Annotated in this window: 13 protein-coding genes and 1 pseudogene; 8 read left to right on the top strand and 6 right to left on the bottom strand. The window is 71.4% G+C overall.

Annotation, left to right across the window (positions count from 1 at the left end; translation table 11 throughout):
• Positions 1–79: 79 nt before the first annotated feature.
• Positions 80–1084: an Acg family FMN-binding oxidoreductase gene (locus IEZ20_RS24685; RefSeq protein WP_189302432.1), complete on the bottom strand. Its 1005-nt coding sequence runs from the start codon at positions 1082–1084 to the stop codon at positions 80–82.
• Positions 1085–1434: 350 nt separating this feature from the next.
• Between IEZ20_RS24685 and IEZ20_RS24680 the strand changes: the two genes are divergently transcribed.
• Together IEZ20_RS24680 and IEZ20_RS24675 are read left to right on the top strand one after the other, a co-directional pair.
• A complete protein-coding gene (locus IEZ20_RS24680; protein ID WP_189302430.1) occupies positions 1435–2505 on the top strand; it encodes a zinc-dependent alcohol dehydrogenase family protein in 1071 nt (356 codons plus the stop codon).
• A gap of 202 nt (positions 2506–2707) precedes the next feature.
• The gene (locus tag IEZ20_RS24675; RefSeq protein WP_189302427.1) at positions 2708–3373 is read left to right on the top strand and encodes an MSMEG_1061 family FMN-dependent PPOX-type flavoprotein; all 666 of its coding nucleotides are present in this window, start codon (positions 2708–2710) and stop codon (positions 3371–3373) included.
• Positions 3374–3392: 19 nt separating this feature from the next.
• On the opposite strand, the gene IEZ20_RS24670 is transcribed toward IEZ20_RS24675, so the two are convergent.
• Positions 3393–3593, bottom strand: coding sequence for a hypothetical protein (locus IEZ20_RS24670; RefSeq protein ID WP_189302425.1), 201 nt, complete (start codon positions 3591–3593; stop codon positions 3393–3395).
• Between IEZ20_RS24670 and IEZ20_RS24665 the strand changes: the two genes are divergently transcribed.
• A complete protein-coding gene (locus IEZ20_RS24665) occupies positions 3592–4065 on the top strand; it encodes a hypothetical protein (protein ID WP_189302423.1) in 474 nt (157 codons plus the stop codon). The two genes, IEZ20_RS24670 and IEZ20_RS24665, sit on opposite strands and share 2 nt — an antisense overlap.
• 60 nt (positions 4066–4125) lie before the next feature.
• Here IEZ20_RS24665 and IEZ20_RS24660 read toward each other — a convergent pair whose 3' ends face one another.
• Entirely contained in the window at positions 4126–6132 is a 2007-nt protein-coding gene (locus tag IEZ20_RS24660) for an alpha/beta hydrolase family protein (protein WP_189302421.1), read from the bottom strand.
• Positions 6133–6389: 257 nt separating this feature from the next.
• Between IEZ20_RS24660 and IEZ20_RS24655 the strand changes: the two genes are divergently transcribed.
• The 4 genes from IEZ20_RS24655 to IEZ20_RS24640 all read left to right on the top strand — a co-directional run bounded on the left by IEZ20_RS24655 (position 6390) and on the right by IEZ20_RS24640 (position 10192).
• Positions 6390–7187, top strand: a complete 798-nt coding sequence (locus tag IEZ20_RS24655) for a GntR family transcriptional regulator (protein ID WP_189302419.1) — start codon at positions 6390–6392, stop codon at positions 7185–7187.
• A gap of 9 nt (positions 7188–7196) precedes the next feature.
• Positions 7197–8456, top strand: coding sequence for an MFS transporter (locus IEZ20_RS24650; protein ID WP_189302417.1), 1260 nt, complete (start codon positions 7197–7199; stop codon positions 8454–8456).
• A 318-nt stretch (positions 8457–8774) separates the two neighbouring features.
• The gene (locus tag IEZ20_RS24645) at positions 8775–9974 is read left to right on the top strand and encodes a cytochrome P450 (RefSeq protein WP_189302415.1); all 1200 of its coding nucleotides are present in this window, start codon (positions 8775–8777) and stop codon (positions 9972–9974) included.
• Positions 9971–10192: a ferredoxin gene (locus IEZ20_RS24640; RefSeq protein WP_189302413.1), complete on the top strand. Its 222-nt coding sequence runs from the start codon at positions 9971–9973 to the stop codon at positions 10190–10192. Before IEZ20_RS24645 ends, IEZ20_RS24640 begins: the two co-directional genes overlap by 4 nt.
• Before the next feature lie 90 nt (positions 10193–10282).
• On the opposite strand, the gene IEZ20_RS24635 is transcribed toward IEZ20_RS24640, so the two are convergent.
• Positions 10283–10699, bottom strand: a complete 417-nt coding sequence (locus IEZ20_RS24635) for a DUF3592 domain-containing protein (RefSeq protein ID WP_189302411.1) — start codon at positions 10697–10699, stop codon at positions 10283–10285.
• Between the two features lie 38 nt (positions 10700–10737).
• On the opposite strand from IEZ20_RS24635, the pseudogene IEZ20_RS24630 reads away from it, so the two are divergent.
• A pseudogene (locus IEZ20_RS24630) lies at positions 10738–11109 on the top strand (LacI family DNA-binding transcriptional regulator); the annotation flags it as partial.
• A 71-nt stretch (positions 11110–11180) separates the two neighbouring features.
• Here the strand turns inward: IEZ20_RS24630 and IEZ20_RS24625 are convergent.
• Positions 11181–12938 (bottom strand): cellulase family glycosylhydrolase, encoded by a 1758-nt coding sequence (locus IEZ20_RS24625; protein WP_189302409.1) that lies wholly within the window; start codon positions 12936–12938, stop codon positions 11181–11183.
• A gap of 101 nt (positions 12939–13039) precedes the next feature.
• Positions 13040–14539 (bottom strand): glycoside hydrolase family 43 protein, encoded by a 1500-nt coding sequence (locus IEZ20_RS24620; RefSeq protein WP_189302407.1) that lies wholly within the window; start codon positions 14537–14539, stop codon positions 13040–13042.
• Positions 14540–14836: the final 297 nt, after the last annotated feature.

The raw sequence follows: 14836 nt of genomic DNA, 5'->3' as shown, positions 1-14836 counted from the left end.
GTGTCCGGCCGTCACCGCGGAGACCTTCACGTGGATCCTCCTCGCTGCCCGGAGCCCTCCGAGTCGCCGGTGGGGCGCGTCAGGTCACGTCCGGACAGCTCACGTCCAGTACGTCGGCCACCGGACGCCGTGGACTGGCGGGGCCTTCGGGGCCGTAGCCCAGCCGGATCACCATCTGCACGTAGCCCATGGCCGAGACGGGATCGCGGACGGCCCACCGGGTCGCCTCCGACTCCAGCGGCTGGGAAGTCACCGAGGCGACCAGCCCGTCCGACGTGGCGCGGAGCAGGACCCGTTCCAGTGCCTGACCGGCGCGCAGCCAGTCCACGGGCCCGTCGCGAGCCGTACCCAGCAGGGCGATGGTCGGATTCGGCTCGAAGGACGCCCAGCCGCGTCCCGGAACCGGACGGCCGGCCGCGAAGTCACGGACCGGGGAGGAGGAGCCGCGCTGCCGGGGGCCGAACGCCTCGCCCGGGATGCCGTCGGCCGCCGGCACGGCCTCGGAGGGCTGCGTACGCGTCCACCGTGCCGCCTCCGCACGCAGCTCCTGGTCGAGCGTCTCCCTGTGCTCGGCGTCCCGTACCAGTTCCAGGAGCGACTGGATGTGCCAGGCTCCGGGGAACAACAGCTGTGCGCCCTCGGCGCGGGCGGCTGCGCACAACCCCTCCCGTACGGCGGCGGGAACCGCTTCCCCACGGAAGGGAAGGCGGCTGGAGTGGCGGCGGTGGATCGCGGGGCCCAGCCGGGCGAGCGTGTCGTCCGGTGGTCCGGTGCCGGACAGGTGCACTTCGGCGAGGAGGTCCGGGTGAGCCGGGTCGGGCAGCAATCGGACGACCGGCGCCAGCCCCGCCGCCGCGGCGGCCACCCGGAGGTTGAGCAGCGCGGCGCCGCAGCCCAGGTGCAGGCCTCGGTGCTCGGGGTCGGTCCGCGGCAGGTCGCGCTCCATGTCGGCGTACAGACGCAGCACACCGGCGTCCCGCAGGCAGCGGAAGGCCCAGGGCTGCGCGTTGTGCAGTGAGGGCGCCGCGGTGGCGTCCGCAACGAGCGACCTGACGATGCTCAGGTCCACACGTCCCGTGGTCATGATCGCCTTCGCCTCCTACCAGCGGTGGCGCCGGTCCTACCAGCGGTGGCGTCGGGGAGTGCGCGCCGCCGATTCCATGGATAGCTCCGGGGTCGTCGTCCTGCCAGGGGCCATTGGTCCCCACGACGGACCTGCCGGCCCTCCGCAGCACGGACCCCGGCCACCGCGTGCGCCGCAGGCCGCCGGGGCCGCGATCGCTCGGCATGTGCAAGGTGTGGCGGCACCGCGGCTTCCTGGACCGCCCGCCGGGGGGGGGACAAGGGCCGGACGGCCCAAGCGGCACCCCCCACCCACCGGCCAAGCTGAACGTGCGGGCTGAACAGACGTACGGCGCAAGGGGGTGAGGCCCGATGAAAGGCTTCGTCTTCCACGGTCCCGGACAGGCGTCCTGGCAGGACGTCCCCGACCCGGCCGTCGGCGAGTCCACCGACGCCATCGTGAAGGTCGGAGCCGTGACCATCTGCGGGACCGACCTGCACATCCTCAAGGGCGACGTGCCCGAGGTCCGCCCCGGCACCGTGCTCGGCCACGAGGCGGTCGGGGAGATCGTCGACGCCGGCAGCGACGTGCGCACCGTACGGCCCGGCGACCGCGTGCTGGTCTCCTGCATCACCTCCTGCGGACGCTGCCGGTACTGCCGCGAGAGCGCCTACGGCCAGTGCCGTGGCGGCGGTGGCTGGATCCTCGGCCACCTCGTCGACGGCACGCAGGCCGAGTACGTCCGCGTGCCGTACGCCGACCTGTCCGTACACCCGCTGCCGGCGTCGTTGCGCGGCGAGGACGCCGTTCTGCTCGCGGACATCTTCCCGACCGCCTACGAGGTGGGCGTCCTCAAGGGGAACGTCCGTCCCGGTGACACGGTGGCCGTCGTCGGTGCCGGCCCCATCGGCCTGGCGGCCATCGCCACGGCACGTCTGTTCGCGCCCGCGCGGATCATCGCCGTCGACCTGGCCCCGGCCCGTCTGGAGGCCGCCCATCGGCTCGGCGCCGACGCGGTCGCGGACGTCCACGAGGCTCCCGGCCAGCTGGTCGCCGACCTGACCGACGGGCTGGGGGCGGACGTGGTGATCGAGGCGGTCGGCGTTCCGGAGAGCTTCGAGCTGTGCACGCGCATGGTCCGGCCCGGAGGCCGTGTCGCCAACGTGGGGGTGCACGGCAAGCCCGTCACGCTGCACCTCGAACACCTGTGGAGCAAGAACGTGACCATCACGACCGGCCTGGTGGACACCTCCTCCACGCCCACCCTGCTGCACATGGCCACCGCCGGCCGGCTCCCGACGGGGCAGCTGGTCACGCACACCTTCCCACTGGACCGGATGGAGGAGGCGTACGACGTCTTCTCCAAGGCCGCAGAGACCGGTGCCCTCAAGGTCGTGCTCGGCGGGGAGCAGCACGCGCAGGTCGCCGTTCCCGCGGCGTGACGGGGCAGCCGCGAGGTGAGCGGTGTCCGGCACGTGGGGGCAGCACCGTGGATCGCTGCGCTCCCGCACCGGCGGCAGCAGTTCGACTCGCTCCCACAGCTCATCCGGCACCCGACTGCGCCGAGGGCAGCGACCGGTCGGACGCCGGCGTGATGACCCGTTGACCCGCGCACTGCCCGGGTCGTCTTCTAGGGTCGCCCCTATGATGATCGACGATGAGGCCGGCGGCTCGCTCTTCGCATCCCTCCAGGCGGACGCCCTCACCAGCCCGGAGGCGCTGCGCGAGCTCTACCCGCAGCCGAATCCGCACGCGCTCCGCAAGGAGGTCGACCGCCTGACCGAGGAGACCCGGGCGCTGATCGGCTGTTCCTCCCTGGTGTTCATCGGCAGCGCGGACGTCGAGGGCCGGGCGGACGTGTCGCCGCGTGGCGGCCCGCCCGGGTTCGTCTCGGTGCTGGACGAGCGGACCTTGGTGCTCCCCGACGCGACGGGCAACAAGCGGCTCGACACCCTGCACAACGTGCTGCAGACCGGACGCGTCGGACTGGTCTTCCTCATCCCCGGCCGCCCGACCACGCTGCGCGTCAACGGCCGCGCCTGTGTCTCGGCACGCCCGGAACTGCTCGCCCGACTCACTGCCGTGGGAAAACCGCCGGTCACGGCGATCGTGGTGGAGGTCGAGCAGGTCTATCCGCACTGTCCGAAGTCGCTGATGCGCGCCGACGCCTGGCAACCGCAGCGGTGGGTGCCTGCCGACGCCCAGCCGACCAGCGCGGAGGTGACGCTGGCCCAGCTGAACCTGCCGGGCCTGACCGTCGACCAGATCGAGGAGGACGAACGGGAGTCACTGCGCCTGCGCTACGAGTGAACGCGGACCGTGCGTGCCTTCACTGGTCGGCCGCCGGGTCAGCAAGGCCGGGCACGGGACCGCTGTCGGGCGGCCGGACGCTCAGCCGATCGGCGTGCCCGGTGCGGGCCCCTGTGGACCGGCTGATGGACTCCATGGCCTTCTCGGCCGATCCGGGATCCAGGAGCCTGTCGCAGTCGAACCAGGCACGGCGGAGGCGGCCGGTAGCCTCGGGCTCCATGGGACTTCGGATAGACGTAGAGGCGGGTTACCCGGTCAACGACGAGATGGAGCGGGTGCTCGGGCTGGCCGAGGCGGTCGGGGAGCCCGTCAACGTCACGTTCCTGTGGGAGGGGCGCGCGGAGGCGGAACACGCCGTGCTCGTGCCCGCGGCCACGCTGGCGCTCTGGGAGCACTGGGCCCCCGCCGCCTACCCGACGAGTGACCCCGGGGACGAGGAGCAGGCCGAGACGGAAGAACCGGAACTGGCCCACCCGGCGGAATACGGCCCGTTCACGCTCTTTCGCCGCCGCGTGGGAGGACGCACGGCGGTCGCTCGCGGAGGCGTGGTCGTAGCCGAGCTGCTGAACCCAGGCGAGGCGCACTGGCTCCGGGAACAGGCGCGCAGCGTCCGCCAGGGCTTCATGGACCCGAAGCAGAAGGCGGCGTTCGAGGAGTTCCTCGCCCGCCAGCCACCCCTCGCCGAGCAGTGACGCGGCGACTCGCGCAGCCCTCGTCCCGGGCGCGGTCGGACAGGGGTGCCGCGGCGGCACTCAGAGCATCGCGGGGCGCCGCCACTCGTGTCCGAGGACATGGTGGTCGAGGAAGTTCAGCACCGTCTCGTACATGACGCGGATGTGGTTCGGCGCTCCGACGGTGTGGCCCTCGGTCGGGAAGTGCAGGAACCGGACCGGCACGCCGAGCCGTTGGAGATCGTGATGCAGGCTCAGTGCCTGGCCCATCGGCACGCGGTGGTCCCTGCCTCCGTGCACGACGAGCACGGGTGTCGTCACCCTCGCCGCGTCGACATGCGGCGAGTCGGCCTCGTACCGCTCCCGTCGCGTCCGCGGGTCGCCGAAGATCTTCCGGAAGTAGGCGTGCATGTCGGTGTCGGCCTGCAGGGCCTCCAGGTTCCACATCCCGGCGGCGGAGACGATGGCCTTGAAACGGTCGGTGCGGGTCGCTGCCCGGTTGGCCAGGTAGCCGCCGTAGGACCAGCCGGCGAGGGCCGTCCGGGTCGCGTCGAGGTCGGCGCGTGCCAGTGCGGCGTCGGTCAGCGCGATGACGTCACGGTAGGGCTGGCCGCCGTACTGTCCCCGGCCGCGTTCCTGCATCCGTTGCCCGTAGCCGGTGGACAGGGCCGGGTCCGGCAGCAGCACCGCGTAGCCGCGGGCCGCGAACGGCCAGGGGTTCCACGACCAGGTCCAGGCGCTCCAGGACGCCTGCGGGCCCCCGTGCGGAACGACGAGCAGAGGCGACGGACGCTCGGGCGAGGCGCCTTCGGGCAGAACGAGCCACGCGCGCAACGGGAAGCCGTCGTCCGCCTGGGTGCGCACCTCGGTGAGAGTGCCGGGAAGCCGGTGGAGGTCGCCGGGCGCCCGGAGGAACACGGGCTGCTGATCAGGTGTCGCGGCCTCCAGCCGGACCACCCGGGGAGGGCTGTCGATCGCGCTGCGCAGCGCGTAGAGAGCGGTCCCGTCGGGTGTCACGCACAGCGAGGTGTAGGCGCCGGATGCGGTCAGGCGGGTGACGGTGCCGTCCGTGTCACGGCGGAAGACCGGGCAGTGCCCCCGCTCGTCCCCGGTGAACCACAAGGTGGAGTCCCCGGGAACCGGCGAAAGGACCGCCCGCCCCGGCCACGGCCAGTTGTCGAACTCCGGGAGCAGATCCGTCTCTTCACCGGAGTTCAGGTCGAATGCGACGAGCGTGACGCGCCATTCGGTGTCGTACGTCTCCTCCCGCTGGCGCTGGCAGACCAGCGTCGAGCCGTCGGCCGTGAACGCCGGGCGGTAGTACTGGTGACCCGGGCGCGAGAAGGCGCGGCGCCGGACACCCGTGGCCGCGTCGGCGACCACCACCGTGTTCGTGTCCGGTTCACGGCCGGTCGCTGCCCGCGTGTAGGCCACCAGCGAGCCGTCCGGTGAGAGCGCCACGTCCGCGTCGCCCGCCAGGCCCTGGCTGCCGGCGTTCACCGCGGGCCCGTCGGAACGCAGGACGAACGTGTGCGGTTCGTCCGGTCCGAGGGCCGCACTCCAGACACCGGTCGTGGTCTCCTCGTACAAGGCCGCGGTGACCCTGGCGTCTTCGCGCGCACGCAGAGAGGCGGCGTAGGACTCGGTGTCCGCGGAGCCGGGCAGGAGACCGGCGGTGTAGGCGACCGCGTCGGCACGCGCGGCGACGGTGAAGGCGGATATGCCGCCCGGGTGGCGGGCAATCCGCTCGGCCTCACCGGCGGCGGACAACGCCCACAGCGACGTACCCGTTCCGTCGTCACCGGCGGAGTCGGGACCCTGGCGGTCCGAGAGGAACAGCAGCGTCCCGTCGGCAGCGAACGCGGGATCGAAGTCACCCTCGGCAGACCTGGCCACGAGCCGGCTCTCGTCCTGACCCGAGGGGTCGATCTCCCAGAGCGTCGCATCGTGCCCGGTTCCCTCGCCGTTGACCGAGTACACCGTCAGGACCAGGCGGGCCCCGTCGGGTGCCAGAGCCAAGTCGGACAGACGGGCGTGCCCGGCCAACTGCCCGTGGAACGCGGCGGTTTCGTTCGAGGAGGGGGTCATGCCGATCATCCTGCCTGCCGCCTCCTGTCTGGGACAGCCGACTCACGGGCCCCGAGGGAAGGGGACCTGACGCATCGCCTCGTACCCGACCGTGGCGGGAGTCCGAGGGAACCGCGCGCCGAACCGGTCGCGCTGATCCCCGGGGACTCCGGACGCCGAGCGTATTTCTACTCCAGTAGCTTTCGGAGCGTTCAGTAGATTGCCGACGCAGCCCGGATCACCCGCTGCTCCGCGACGGAACAACCGGAGTTTCAGCCGTGCCCAGAGAAGCGCCGTACCTTGCCGTGGCCGACATGCTCCGCACGCGAATCCTGGCGGGGGAGTGGGAGGTCGGGGAGCGGCTGCCGTCCCGGGTGCGGCTCGCGGAGGAGTACGGCGTCGGGCGCAACGTCGTCCAGAGAGCCATGGACCGTCTGATCATCGACGGCCTTCTCGAAGGCCGCGTCGGCTCGGGCACCTACGTCCGCACACCGCGCGAGCGCCTGCGACTGGTCCGCTCGCGCCACCGTGAACGCCGGGGCGGATCCCCGTACGGCGCCGGCCTGAGGGAGCGGGGCAGGGCCGACGCCTGGGACGCGTACAGCCAGGTGCGCGTCCCCGCCCCCGAGGCGATCGCCGAGCGGCTCGCCGTCCGCCCGGGGGACCTCTGCGTCCGTACCCACTACGAGTTCCTCGCCGACGGTCAGCCCGTCCAGCTCTCCGAGTCGTGGGAACCGATGGCCCTCACGGACGGAACGCCGATCGTGCTGCCCGAGACGGGCCCTTTGGCGGGGAAGGGGGTGCCCGAACGCATGCGCTCCATCGGCGTGCTCATCGACACGGTGGTCGAGGTGCCTCGCCCGGCCAGGGCCACGCGGACGCAGGCGAACCTGTTGGGGATCAGTGCCGGCGACCTCGTGCTGCAGATCGAGCGGACCATCTACGACACGGACGGACGGCCCGTCGAAACCGCCGACATCGTCATCCCTGACGCGCGCCGGGAAGTGGTGTACGAGTTCGCTGCCGAGCTTCCCCAGCCACGGCAGTCGGCACCGCGACGGCGCGAACACCCGTAGGAGAGCCGGATGCCGACACCCTCCCGACTCGGGCTTCTGCGTGATCCCGACTTCGGACGTCTCTTCGCCGCCACCGCCCTGGGGCAGTTGGGCGATCGCGTCCTCTTCCTCGCCCTGCCCTTGGTCGCGATCGTGGCCCTGCACGCCGGCAACCTTCAGGTCGGGTTGCTGACAGCGATGACCACGGCAGGCTCACTCCTGGTCGGGTTACCGGCCGGCGCGTGGGTCGACCGTATGCGGAAGCGATCCGTGATGATCAGCACCGACGCCGCACGCTCGCTGGTCCTGCTGACGGTACCGGTCGCGTGGTGGGCCGGCTCCCTGACGATCTGGTGGCTCTATGCGGTCGCCCTGGTCCATGGTGTCCTGACCGTCTTCTTCGACGTCGCCTACGTCAGCTATCTGCCCCACCTGGTGGGACGCGTCAGCCTCGTCGAAGCGAACGCGAAGCTCTCGGCGATGCGCTCGGTGACCAGCATCAGCGGACCGTCGATCGCCGGGCCGATGGTCGGCCTGCTCGGTGCGCCCGCGACACTGCTGGTGAGTGCGGCGGGGATGGCCATGTCAGGGCTGCTGGCGAGCACCATCGGCAGACGCGAGCAGAAGCCCGAGTCGAGTGAACGTCCCCATCTGGGCCGAGAGATCAAGGAAGGGCTGGCGTATGTTCTCCAACGACCCGCTCTACGGGCCATGATGCTGGGGGACTCGCTGTTCAACCTCTCCCTCGTCGTCTACCAGACCATGCTGCTGGTCCACCTGGAACGGGAGCTGGGAATCGGTTCCTTCGGCGTGGGTCTCGTTCTGTCGGGGATGGGCTGCGGTGCTCTGCTGGGCGCGCTGTCGGCGACCAGGGCCACCAAACGCGTCGGGTACGGTCCGGTGATCTGGCTCGCCCCCCTGGTCACCTGCCCGGGGACCGTCCTGATGCCGCTGGCCCGACCGGGCTGGAGCGTGTGCGTTGCCGCGATCGGGCTCGCGACGCTGTCTCTGGGGGGAGTGGTGCGGGTCGTGGCCCAATCAAGCCTGCAGCAGGCCCTCACGCCGGACCGGCTCCTCGGCCGCGTCAGCGCCACAGCCCGGTTCGTGTCCTGGGGCGGCATTCCTCTGGGAGGCGTCCTGGGCGGGGCGTCGGGCTCCGTGTTCGGCGCAGCGCCCACGTTGTGGATGGGCGCAGCCGGTATGACGCTGAGCGCCCTCCCCAACGTCCTGTCGCCGCTCAGAACCATGCGCACACTGCCCGCTGAAAGCACTCCCGAGCCGGTGGGTTGAGCGTGCGGGCCCTGGAGCACGGCTCCCCCAAGGGCACAGCGGCGCCGACCCGGCCGGGTACAGCGGCGCCGACCCGGCCGACGAGGCCGCGACCTCACCGGTCCTTCGGTCCGCTTCCTCGCAGGAGGGGGCACGCGCCCTCCGGCATTGCGTTCAGGGGCCATTCATTGCAACGCGGCGTTGCATTCAACGTCAGTGTCATTGCATCAGTTTTCCGCGTGTGAGCTGGGATAACGTGTTCAAGTTGATTGACGGACTTGTAAATGCAACGTAGCTTTCAAGCGTCCCGAACGTCATATCGTGAGATGAGGAACGGTCATGAGCGAGTCCCTCCACACCGTCACGCCGCTGCCGGCGCAGCGTCGTCCCGGCTGTCCCTTCGACCCGCCGGCGGAGCTGCTCGACGCCCGCCGGCACGGACCCATCAGCCGCTACACCCACCCCGGCGGCAAACCCGGCTGGATGATCACCGGATACGACATGGTCAGGTCGGTGCTGGCCGACCCGCGGTTCAGCTCCCGCAAGGAGCTCATGAACGTGGTCGACTTCGAGATCCCGCCGGCGCCGCCCGGCGAGTTCCTCCTCATGGACGAACCGCAGCACAGCCGCTACCGGAAGCCGCTGGTGGGCAAGTTCACCGTACGGCGGATGCGACTGCTCACCGAACGCATCGAGCAGGTCACCGCCGACTGCCTGGACGCCATGGAGAAGGCCGGGCCGCCGACCGACCTGGTGACCGCGTTCGCCAAGCCCATCCCCACGGTCGTGATCTGCGAACTGCTGGGGGTGCCGTACGAGGACCGGGGCTCCTTCCAGGAGCAGATCGACACGTTCATGGGCGGGGAGGCGAGCGACGAGGAACTGATAGCGGCCTACACCGCGACCCAGGAGTACCTCGCGGGGCTGGTGGCCGCCAAGCGCGCGAACCCCACCGACGACGTGCTCAGCGAACTCACCGGCAGCGACCTGACCGACGAGGAGCTGAAGGGGATCAGCCTGCTCCTGCTGTCGGCCGGATTCGACACCACCGCGAACATGCTCTCCCTCGGCACCTTCGCACTGCTGCAGAACCCGGCACAACTGGCCGCGCTGCGCGCCGATCCCGCGCTCACCGACCAGGCCGTGGAGGAGTTGCTGCGGTATCTGAGCGTCGCCAAGACGTTCTGGAGGACGGCACTGGAGGACGTCGAGCTGGGCGGCCGGACCATCGAGGCCGGCACGACGGTGGTCCTGTCGTACCACACCGCCAACCGCGACCCCGAGCGCTTCACCGACCCCCACGTGCTCGACCTCCGCAGGCCGTACGAGGGGCACCTCGCCTTCAGCCACGGCATCCACCAGTGTCTGGGGCAGCAACTGGCCCGCATCGAGATGCGGGTCGCGTTCCGCGCACTGGTCGACCGCTTCCCCACGCTGCGTCTGGCCGTACCGGCTGAGGAGGTCGTCCTGCGCCCGGAGACGGCGGACATCTTCGGGGTCAAGAGCCTCCCGGTCACCTGGGACAAGGAGACGTCATGACGACGACGCGCCTGCACGCCGACCGGGAACGCTGCATCGGCGCCGGGATGTGCGCACTGACCGCGCCGGAGGTCTTCGACCAGGATGCCGAGGACGGTCGGGTGCTCCTGCTGAACCCAGAACCGCCCGCCGCCCAGCGCGCGGCCGTACGGATGGCCGCCGGTGTCTGCCCCTCCGGGGCGATCACCCTGCACGAGCGGGAACCCGGCGGTTCCTGACGCCCGGGCGCGAGCGGGTGGCGTGGAGCGGGGACGCCGAGCAGCCCCGGTGTGCCGCCGCGGGGCCCCCGGTGTGCTGCCGTGGGCCCGTCAAGCGACCAGGAAGCCGACGACCAGGAGGCCGGCCGCCAGGCCCACGGTCCCGACGACGCAGAAGACGACGGCCAGCGCGGCGCCGTCGTGCCCGTCGACGAGCATCCGCTTCGGGTTGTCCGGATCGTAGAAGACCGTCACCGCAGCGCCCGCACGGAGATCACCGACCGTGTTCCTGGCGATCGGTGACACGGCCTCCACGGTCCGGCCGTCGCCGGTCACCCACTGGACCACCGGGCTGTACATCGTGCTGTGGGAGTCGACGTCGCGCCGGGTGTGAAACCGGACGACCGTCCCCCGGGCCTTCGCCCCCTGCTGCCGCAGCCTCCGTGTGCGACGCCGGAGGCCGAGGCCGACAGCCATGAACACCGTCCCGAGCAGCAGCGGAACACCCGCCCCGATCAATCCGCCCATGAATCCGACACTCCCTTGTCCGCCGGACCTATTGGATCATGGTGGTGAAGACCCAGCTCAGGCGGGAGCACGGCTACGGCGCGGCGGTCGAGCTGTTGTCCCGCCCTGACCGTCCCACCGCCGTGTTCACCGCGAACGACATGCAGGCGCTCGGCGTCTACCAGGCCGCACGCGAGCTGGGCCTGCGTATCCCGCACGACCTGAGCGTCGTGGGCCACGACGACGTCCCGGTCGTCGCCTCGGTGGATCCGCCCCTGACCACCGTCCATCAGCCGCTGGCCGAGACGGCGATGGCCGCCACCGAGCCGGCCCTGGCGCTAGGCCGCGGCGAGCCCGTGCCGCAGCGGGGGCTGGAGATCGCCGCCACCCTGACCGTCCGGGAGAGCACGGCCCCGCCGAAGGAGGAGTGAGAGCCGGGCCGGAACACGGGTGTGCCCTGGTTGCCCGGGGGAGCGGGCGACCAGGGCGAGCGGCCGATCGGTCAGGACGTCGTGCCGGTGACCGAGCCCGCGGACTTGGTGACGTGGTAGGTGACGGTGGCACCGCTCCAGAAGTGGAAGGTCAGCGTCACGGGTGCGTCGTCGCGCAGCGCGCCCAGGAAGTCGGGCGTCAGACTGATCCGGCCGGCCGAGTAGTCCGGCGAGAACGCGCGGTTGAACTCCTGGTACGGGGTCCAGTCGGCCTGGCCGGCGTTGCCGCCGTCCGCGTACGTGGCCTCCATGGTCGCCAGCACGTCACCGCGGTACTGCGTGGGCACGGTGAACGAGGCCGTCGTCCCCGTGGCGTTCGACAGCACCGGAGGGTCGTAGGTGACGATGTCGATGTTCCAGGGCAGCCCCCGGGAGAACCGGGCCTGGAGCGTCGTGTCGACCCCGTAGGCGTGGTCGCCGGTCAGCCGGGTCAGCGCGGCGGCGGTGAGGGTGAGCCGGCTGTCGGAGAGCGTGTAGTCGCGTCCCGGGACGAGCCGGGTGCCGCCCTGCCACAGGCCCCGGAAGGTGGTGCCGTTCGGGTTCAGGGTGAGCGTCTGGGCCGTGACCGGGCTCGACTTCCGCACGAAGACCTTGTCGGAGGAGGCGGTGCCCGAGCGGGTGGTCCAGCTCGACCTGATCCAGGCGAACAGCGCGGGGTCCCGCCACTGGAGGGTGGAGCGGTTCAGGAAGGAGAACGGGTCCCACAGGGCGGTGGTGACCCCGGCGACACGCGCCTGGTACCCGAGCTGCTCAAGGTACTTCAGGCCCTCACCCCGCTCGATGGGGTCGGGGTGGGTGTAGTCGGGCCAGCTGAGGGTGCCGTACTCGCCGAGGTAGACGGGGATGCCCCGGGCGACGAACACGTCGTGCATGCGGGCGAAGGCGTCGGTCAGGTCCTTCTGGGCGGTCGCGTCGTACCGGGTGCCGCCCGCGATGTTCACGCTGAACGGGTACCAGCCGTAGTAGTGCACGGTGGCGACCAGGTTGGGGTCGTGCAGCTCGCCGATCGTGGCGGACAGGTCGTCCATGAGGGCCTGCGAGGGCGTGCAGCCCAGCGTGGGCAGGACCAGCAGACGGCTCGTGTTCCCGCCTCCCGAGCCGCGGACGAGGGTGTGGAAGGAGGTGTTGAGTTCGTCGAGGAGCTGGGTCTTCTGCGCGTCCGTGGCGTTGTTGAACTGCGGTTCGTTGACGCTCTCGAAGAGGAGGGCACGCGGCTCGTCCCGGAACGTGGCGGCGATCTGGGTCCAGGCGGCGTCGAACCGGGCCCGGACCGTGTCGTGGTCGGTGGGCATGTCCGAGATCCACTGCCACGAGTCGTGGTGGACGTTGAGCACGACGTACAGGCCGTCGGCCAGCGCCCAGTCGACCACCTGCTTGACACGGCTCATGAAGGTGGCGTCGATGGCGTAGGGGGCGGTGGCGGACTGGTGGGCGGTCCAGGTGACCGGGATGCGGACGCTGCGGAAGCCCTGCGCGCGGACGGTGTCGAACAGGGCCTTGGTGACCGGCGGGTTGCCCCAGGACGTCTCGTCGGGGATCGCGTCCAGCGTGTTGCCGAGGTTCCAGCTGGGCTGCATGGCCGCCACGGCGTCCATGGCGGAGGCCGGAACCCGCAGCTGCGACCGTGCCGGGTGCGCCGGGTTACCGGCAGCCGTGGCCATCGTGGTGCCGCTGGACAGGCCCACGACGACGAGCAGTGTCAGCAGCAGGGCGGCCAGGTGCCCGGGACCGCGCCCGCGGTGCGGTGAGGGGTGGCGTATGTCCTTCACCTGTCGTTCCTTTCGGTCGGTCGTCGGACGGCGGTCGGATCGGTGGCCGGGACGTTGGCCGGGACGTTGTTCGGATCGGTGGCCGGACCGGTGGTCATGTGTCATGACGTGAGGGGCTCGTAGTCGAACCAGTCGAAGTGGACGGTGCCGGCGGCGGCGTACATGCCGATGACGCGACCGGTGAAGCCGCCGGCCACCTCGGTCGACAGGTAACGGCCGTCGAGGGCCGCGAGCACGGTGAAGGTGCCGTCCGGCTGCTCGTAGCCGAGGGAGACGACGTCGGGTCCCGTGCACGGCCCGTGCGGAGGCGGCGGGTCGGTGACGGTGAGGCCGAGGACCACCGGCCCGTCGGAAACGGGGTGCGTGGCGACGACCGTGCGAAGCGGGCCGACGCGTGCGACGACCCGCACCTCCGTGCCGGACGCCTCGACCGCGTAGTGGTGCCGCTCGTCCAGCCGCACGGCCAGGCCCCCGCAGCCCTCCGAGGGGTCGACCAGAGTGCGCGCCCGGCACGACGGGTGCTGCTGGCGCCGGCCGGTGAAGACGACGCCGGGCGCGTCGAGGCTGCCGTCCCGCGCGCGGAGCGTCAGCCATCCGGGGCGCTCCTCGGTGGTGCAGTGCTCGGCCGGACGGTCCCGCACGGAGATCCACGCCGGCCGCAGTGCGTTCCGGTCGAAGTCGTCCCTCCGTTCCTCCTCCGGGCCCGGGACGAGGGGCCACGGCAGATCCGACAGGTCCAGGGCGACCTCGCCGACGACCGGCCAGTCGTCCACCCAGGTCACGGGCGCGAGGAAGGTCTCCCGGCCGAGCACGTGCCATCCGGGGGTGCCGCCGCGCGGTCGTACACCGAGCAGCACCATCCACCAGGAGCCGTCCGGAGCCTGGACCAGGTCGGCGTGCCCGGTGTTCTGCACCGGGTGGTCGGTGCTGCGGTGGGTGAGGATCGGGTTGGCCGGACAGGGCTCGAACGGGCCGTCGGGCCTGCGGCCGCGGGCGACCGCCACGCCGTGGCCGCGCTCGGTGCCGCCCACGGCGATGAGCAGGTACCAGTAGTCGCCGATCCGGTACAGGTGCGGCGCCTCCGGGGCCTTGTCGCCGGGCGCGCCGGACCACGTCTTGCGCAGCGGACCGTAGGTCTTCCCGGTGTACGGGTCGATGCGGACCTGCGACACCCCGGCGACGGTGCACCAGCAGGTGCCGTCCTCGTCCCACGCCAGGTCGGGGTCGATGCCGGGCACATCGGGGAGCCGGACGGGATCCGACCAGGGGCCGGCCGGGTCCGTGGCGGTGACGATCAGGTGGCCGCCGCCTTCCCGGACATCGGTGACGATCAGCCAGAAGCGTCCGTCGTGGTGGCGCAGCGTGGGGGCGTAGACCCCGGCGGAGGACGGCACGTCGGCCGTCAGACGCAGCTGGCCCGGACGGTCCAGGACGTTGCCGATCTGCGTCCAGTGCACCAGGTCCCGGCTGTGGAAGAGGGGTACGCCGGGGAAGTACTCGAAGCTGGAACAGGCGAGGTAGTAGTCACCGCCGACCCGGCAGATGCTGGGGTCGGGGTGGAAGCCGGGGATCACGGGGTTGGCGGGGCCGGTGTCTGACAAGCCACCAGGTCCTTTCGGTGTACGGGAGGGGGTCCGCGAGCCGGGAGCCGGTCGGCTGACCGACGCGGAAGTCGGTGCTCCACCGGCTCGGCACGACCGCCCCCGCGACCGACGCCGCTGCGCCGCCGACGCTTGCGCGGTTCGACTCGTGTGGCATGGTGGCGGCCCATTTCCCGGTGGAAGGGTGTCGAAGCGCTTCACTCGACAGGCGAAGCTAACGGACCTGTTTCGCGCGAAACAAGAGTGCGCGCACAAAGAAAGTTTCTTTCGCAGGCTCGGTTGCCGGAGTCCGGCAGA

The organism is Streptomyces cinerochromogenes (assembly GCF_014648635.1).
Classification (GTDB): domain Bacteria; phylum Actinomycetota; class Actinomycetes; order Streptomycetales; family Streptomycetaceae; genus Streptomyces; species Streptomyces cinerochromogenes.
Note: the sequence above shows the minus strand (reverse complement) of the source record. Positions and strands in the feature narration are given on the sequence as shown.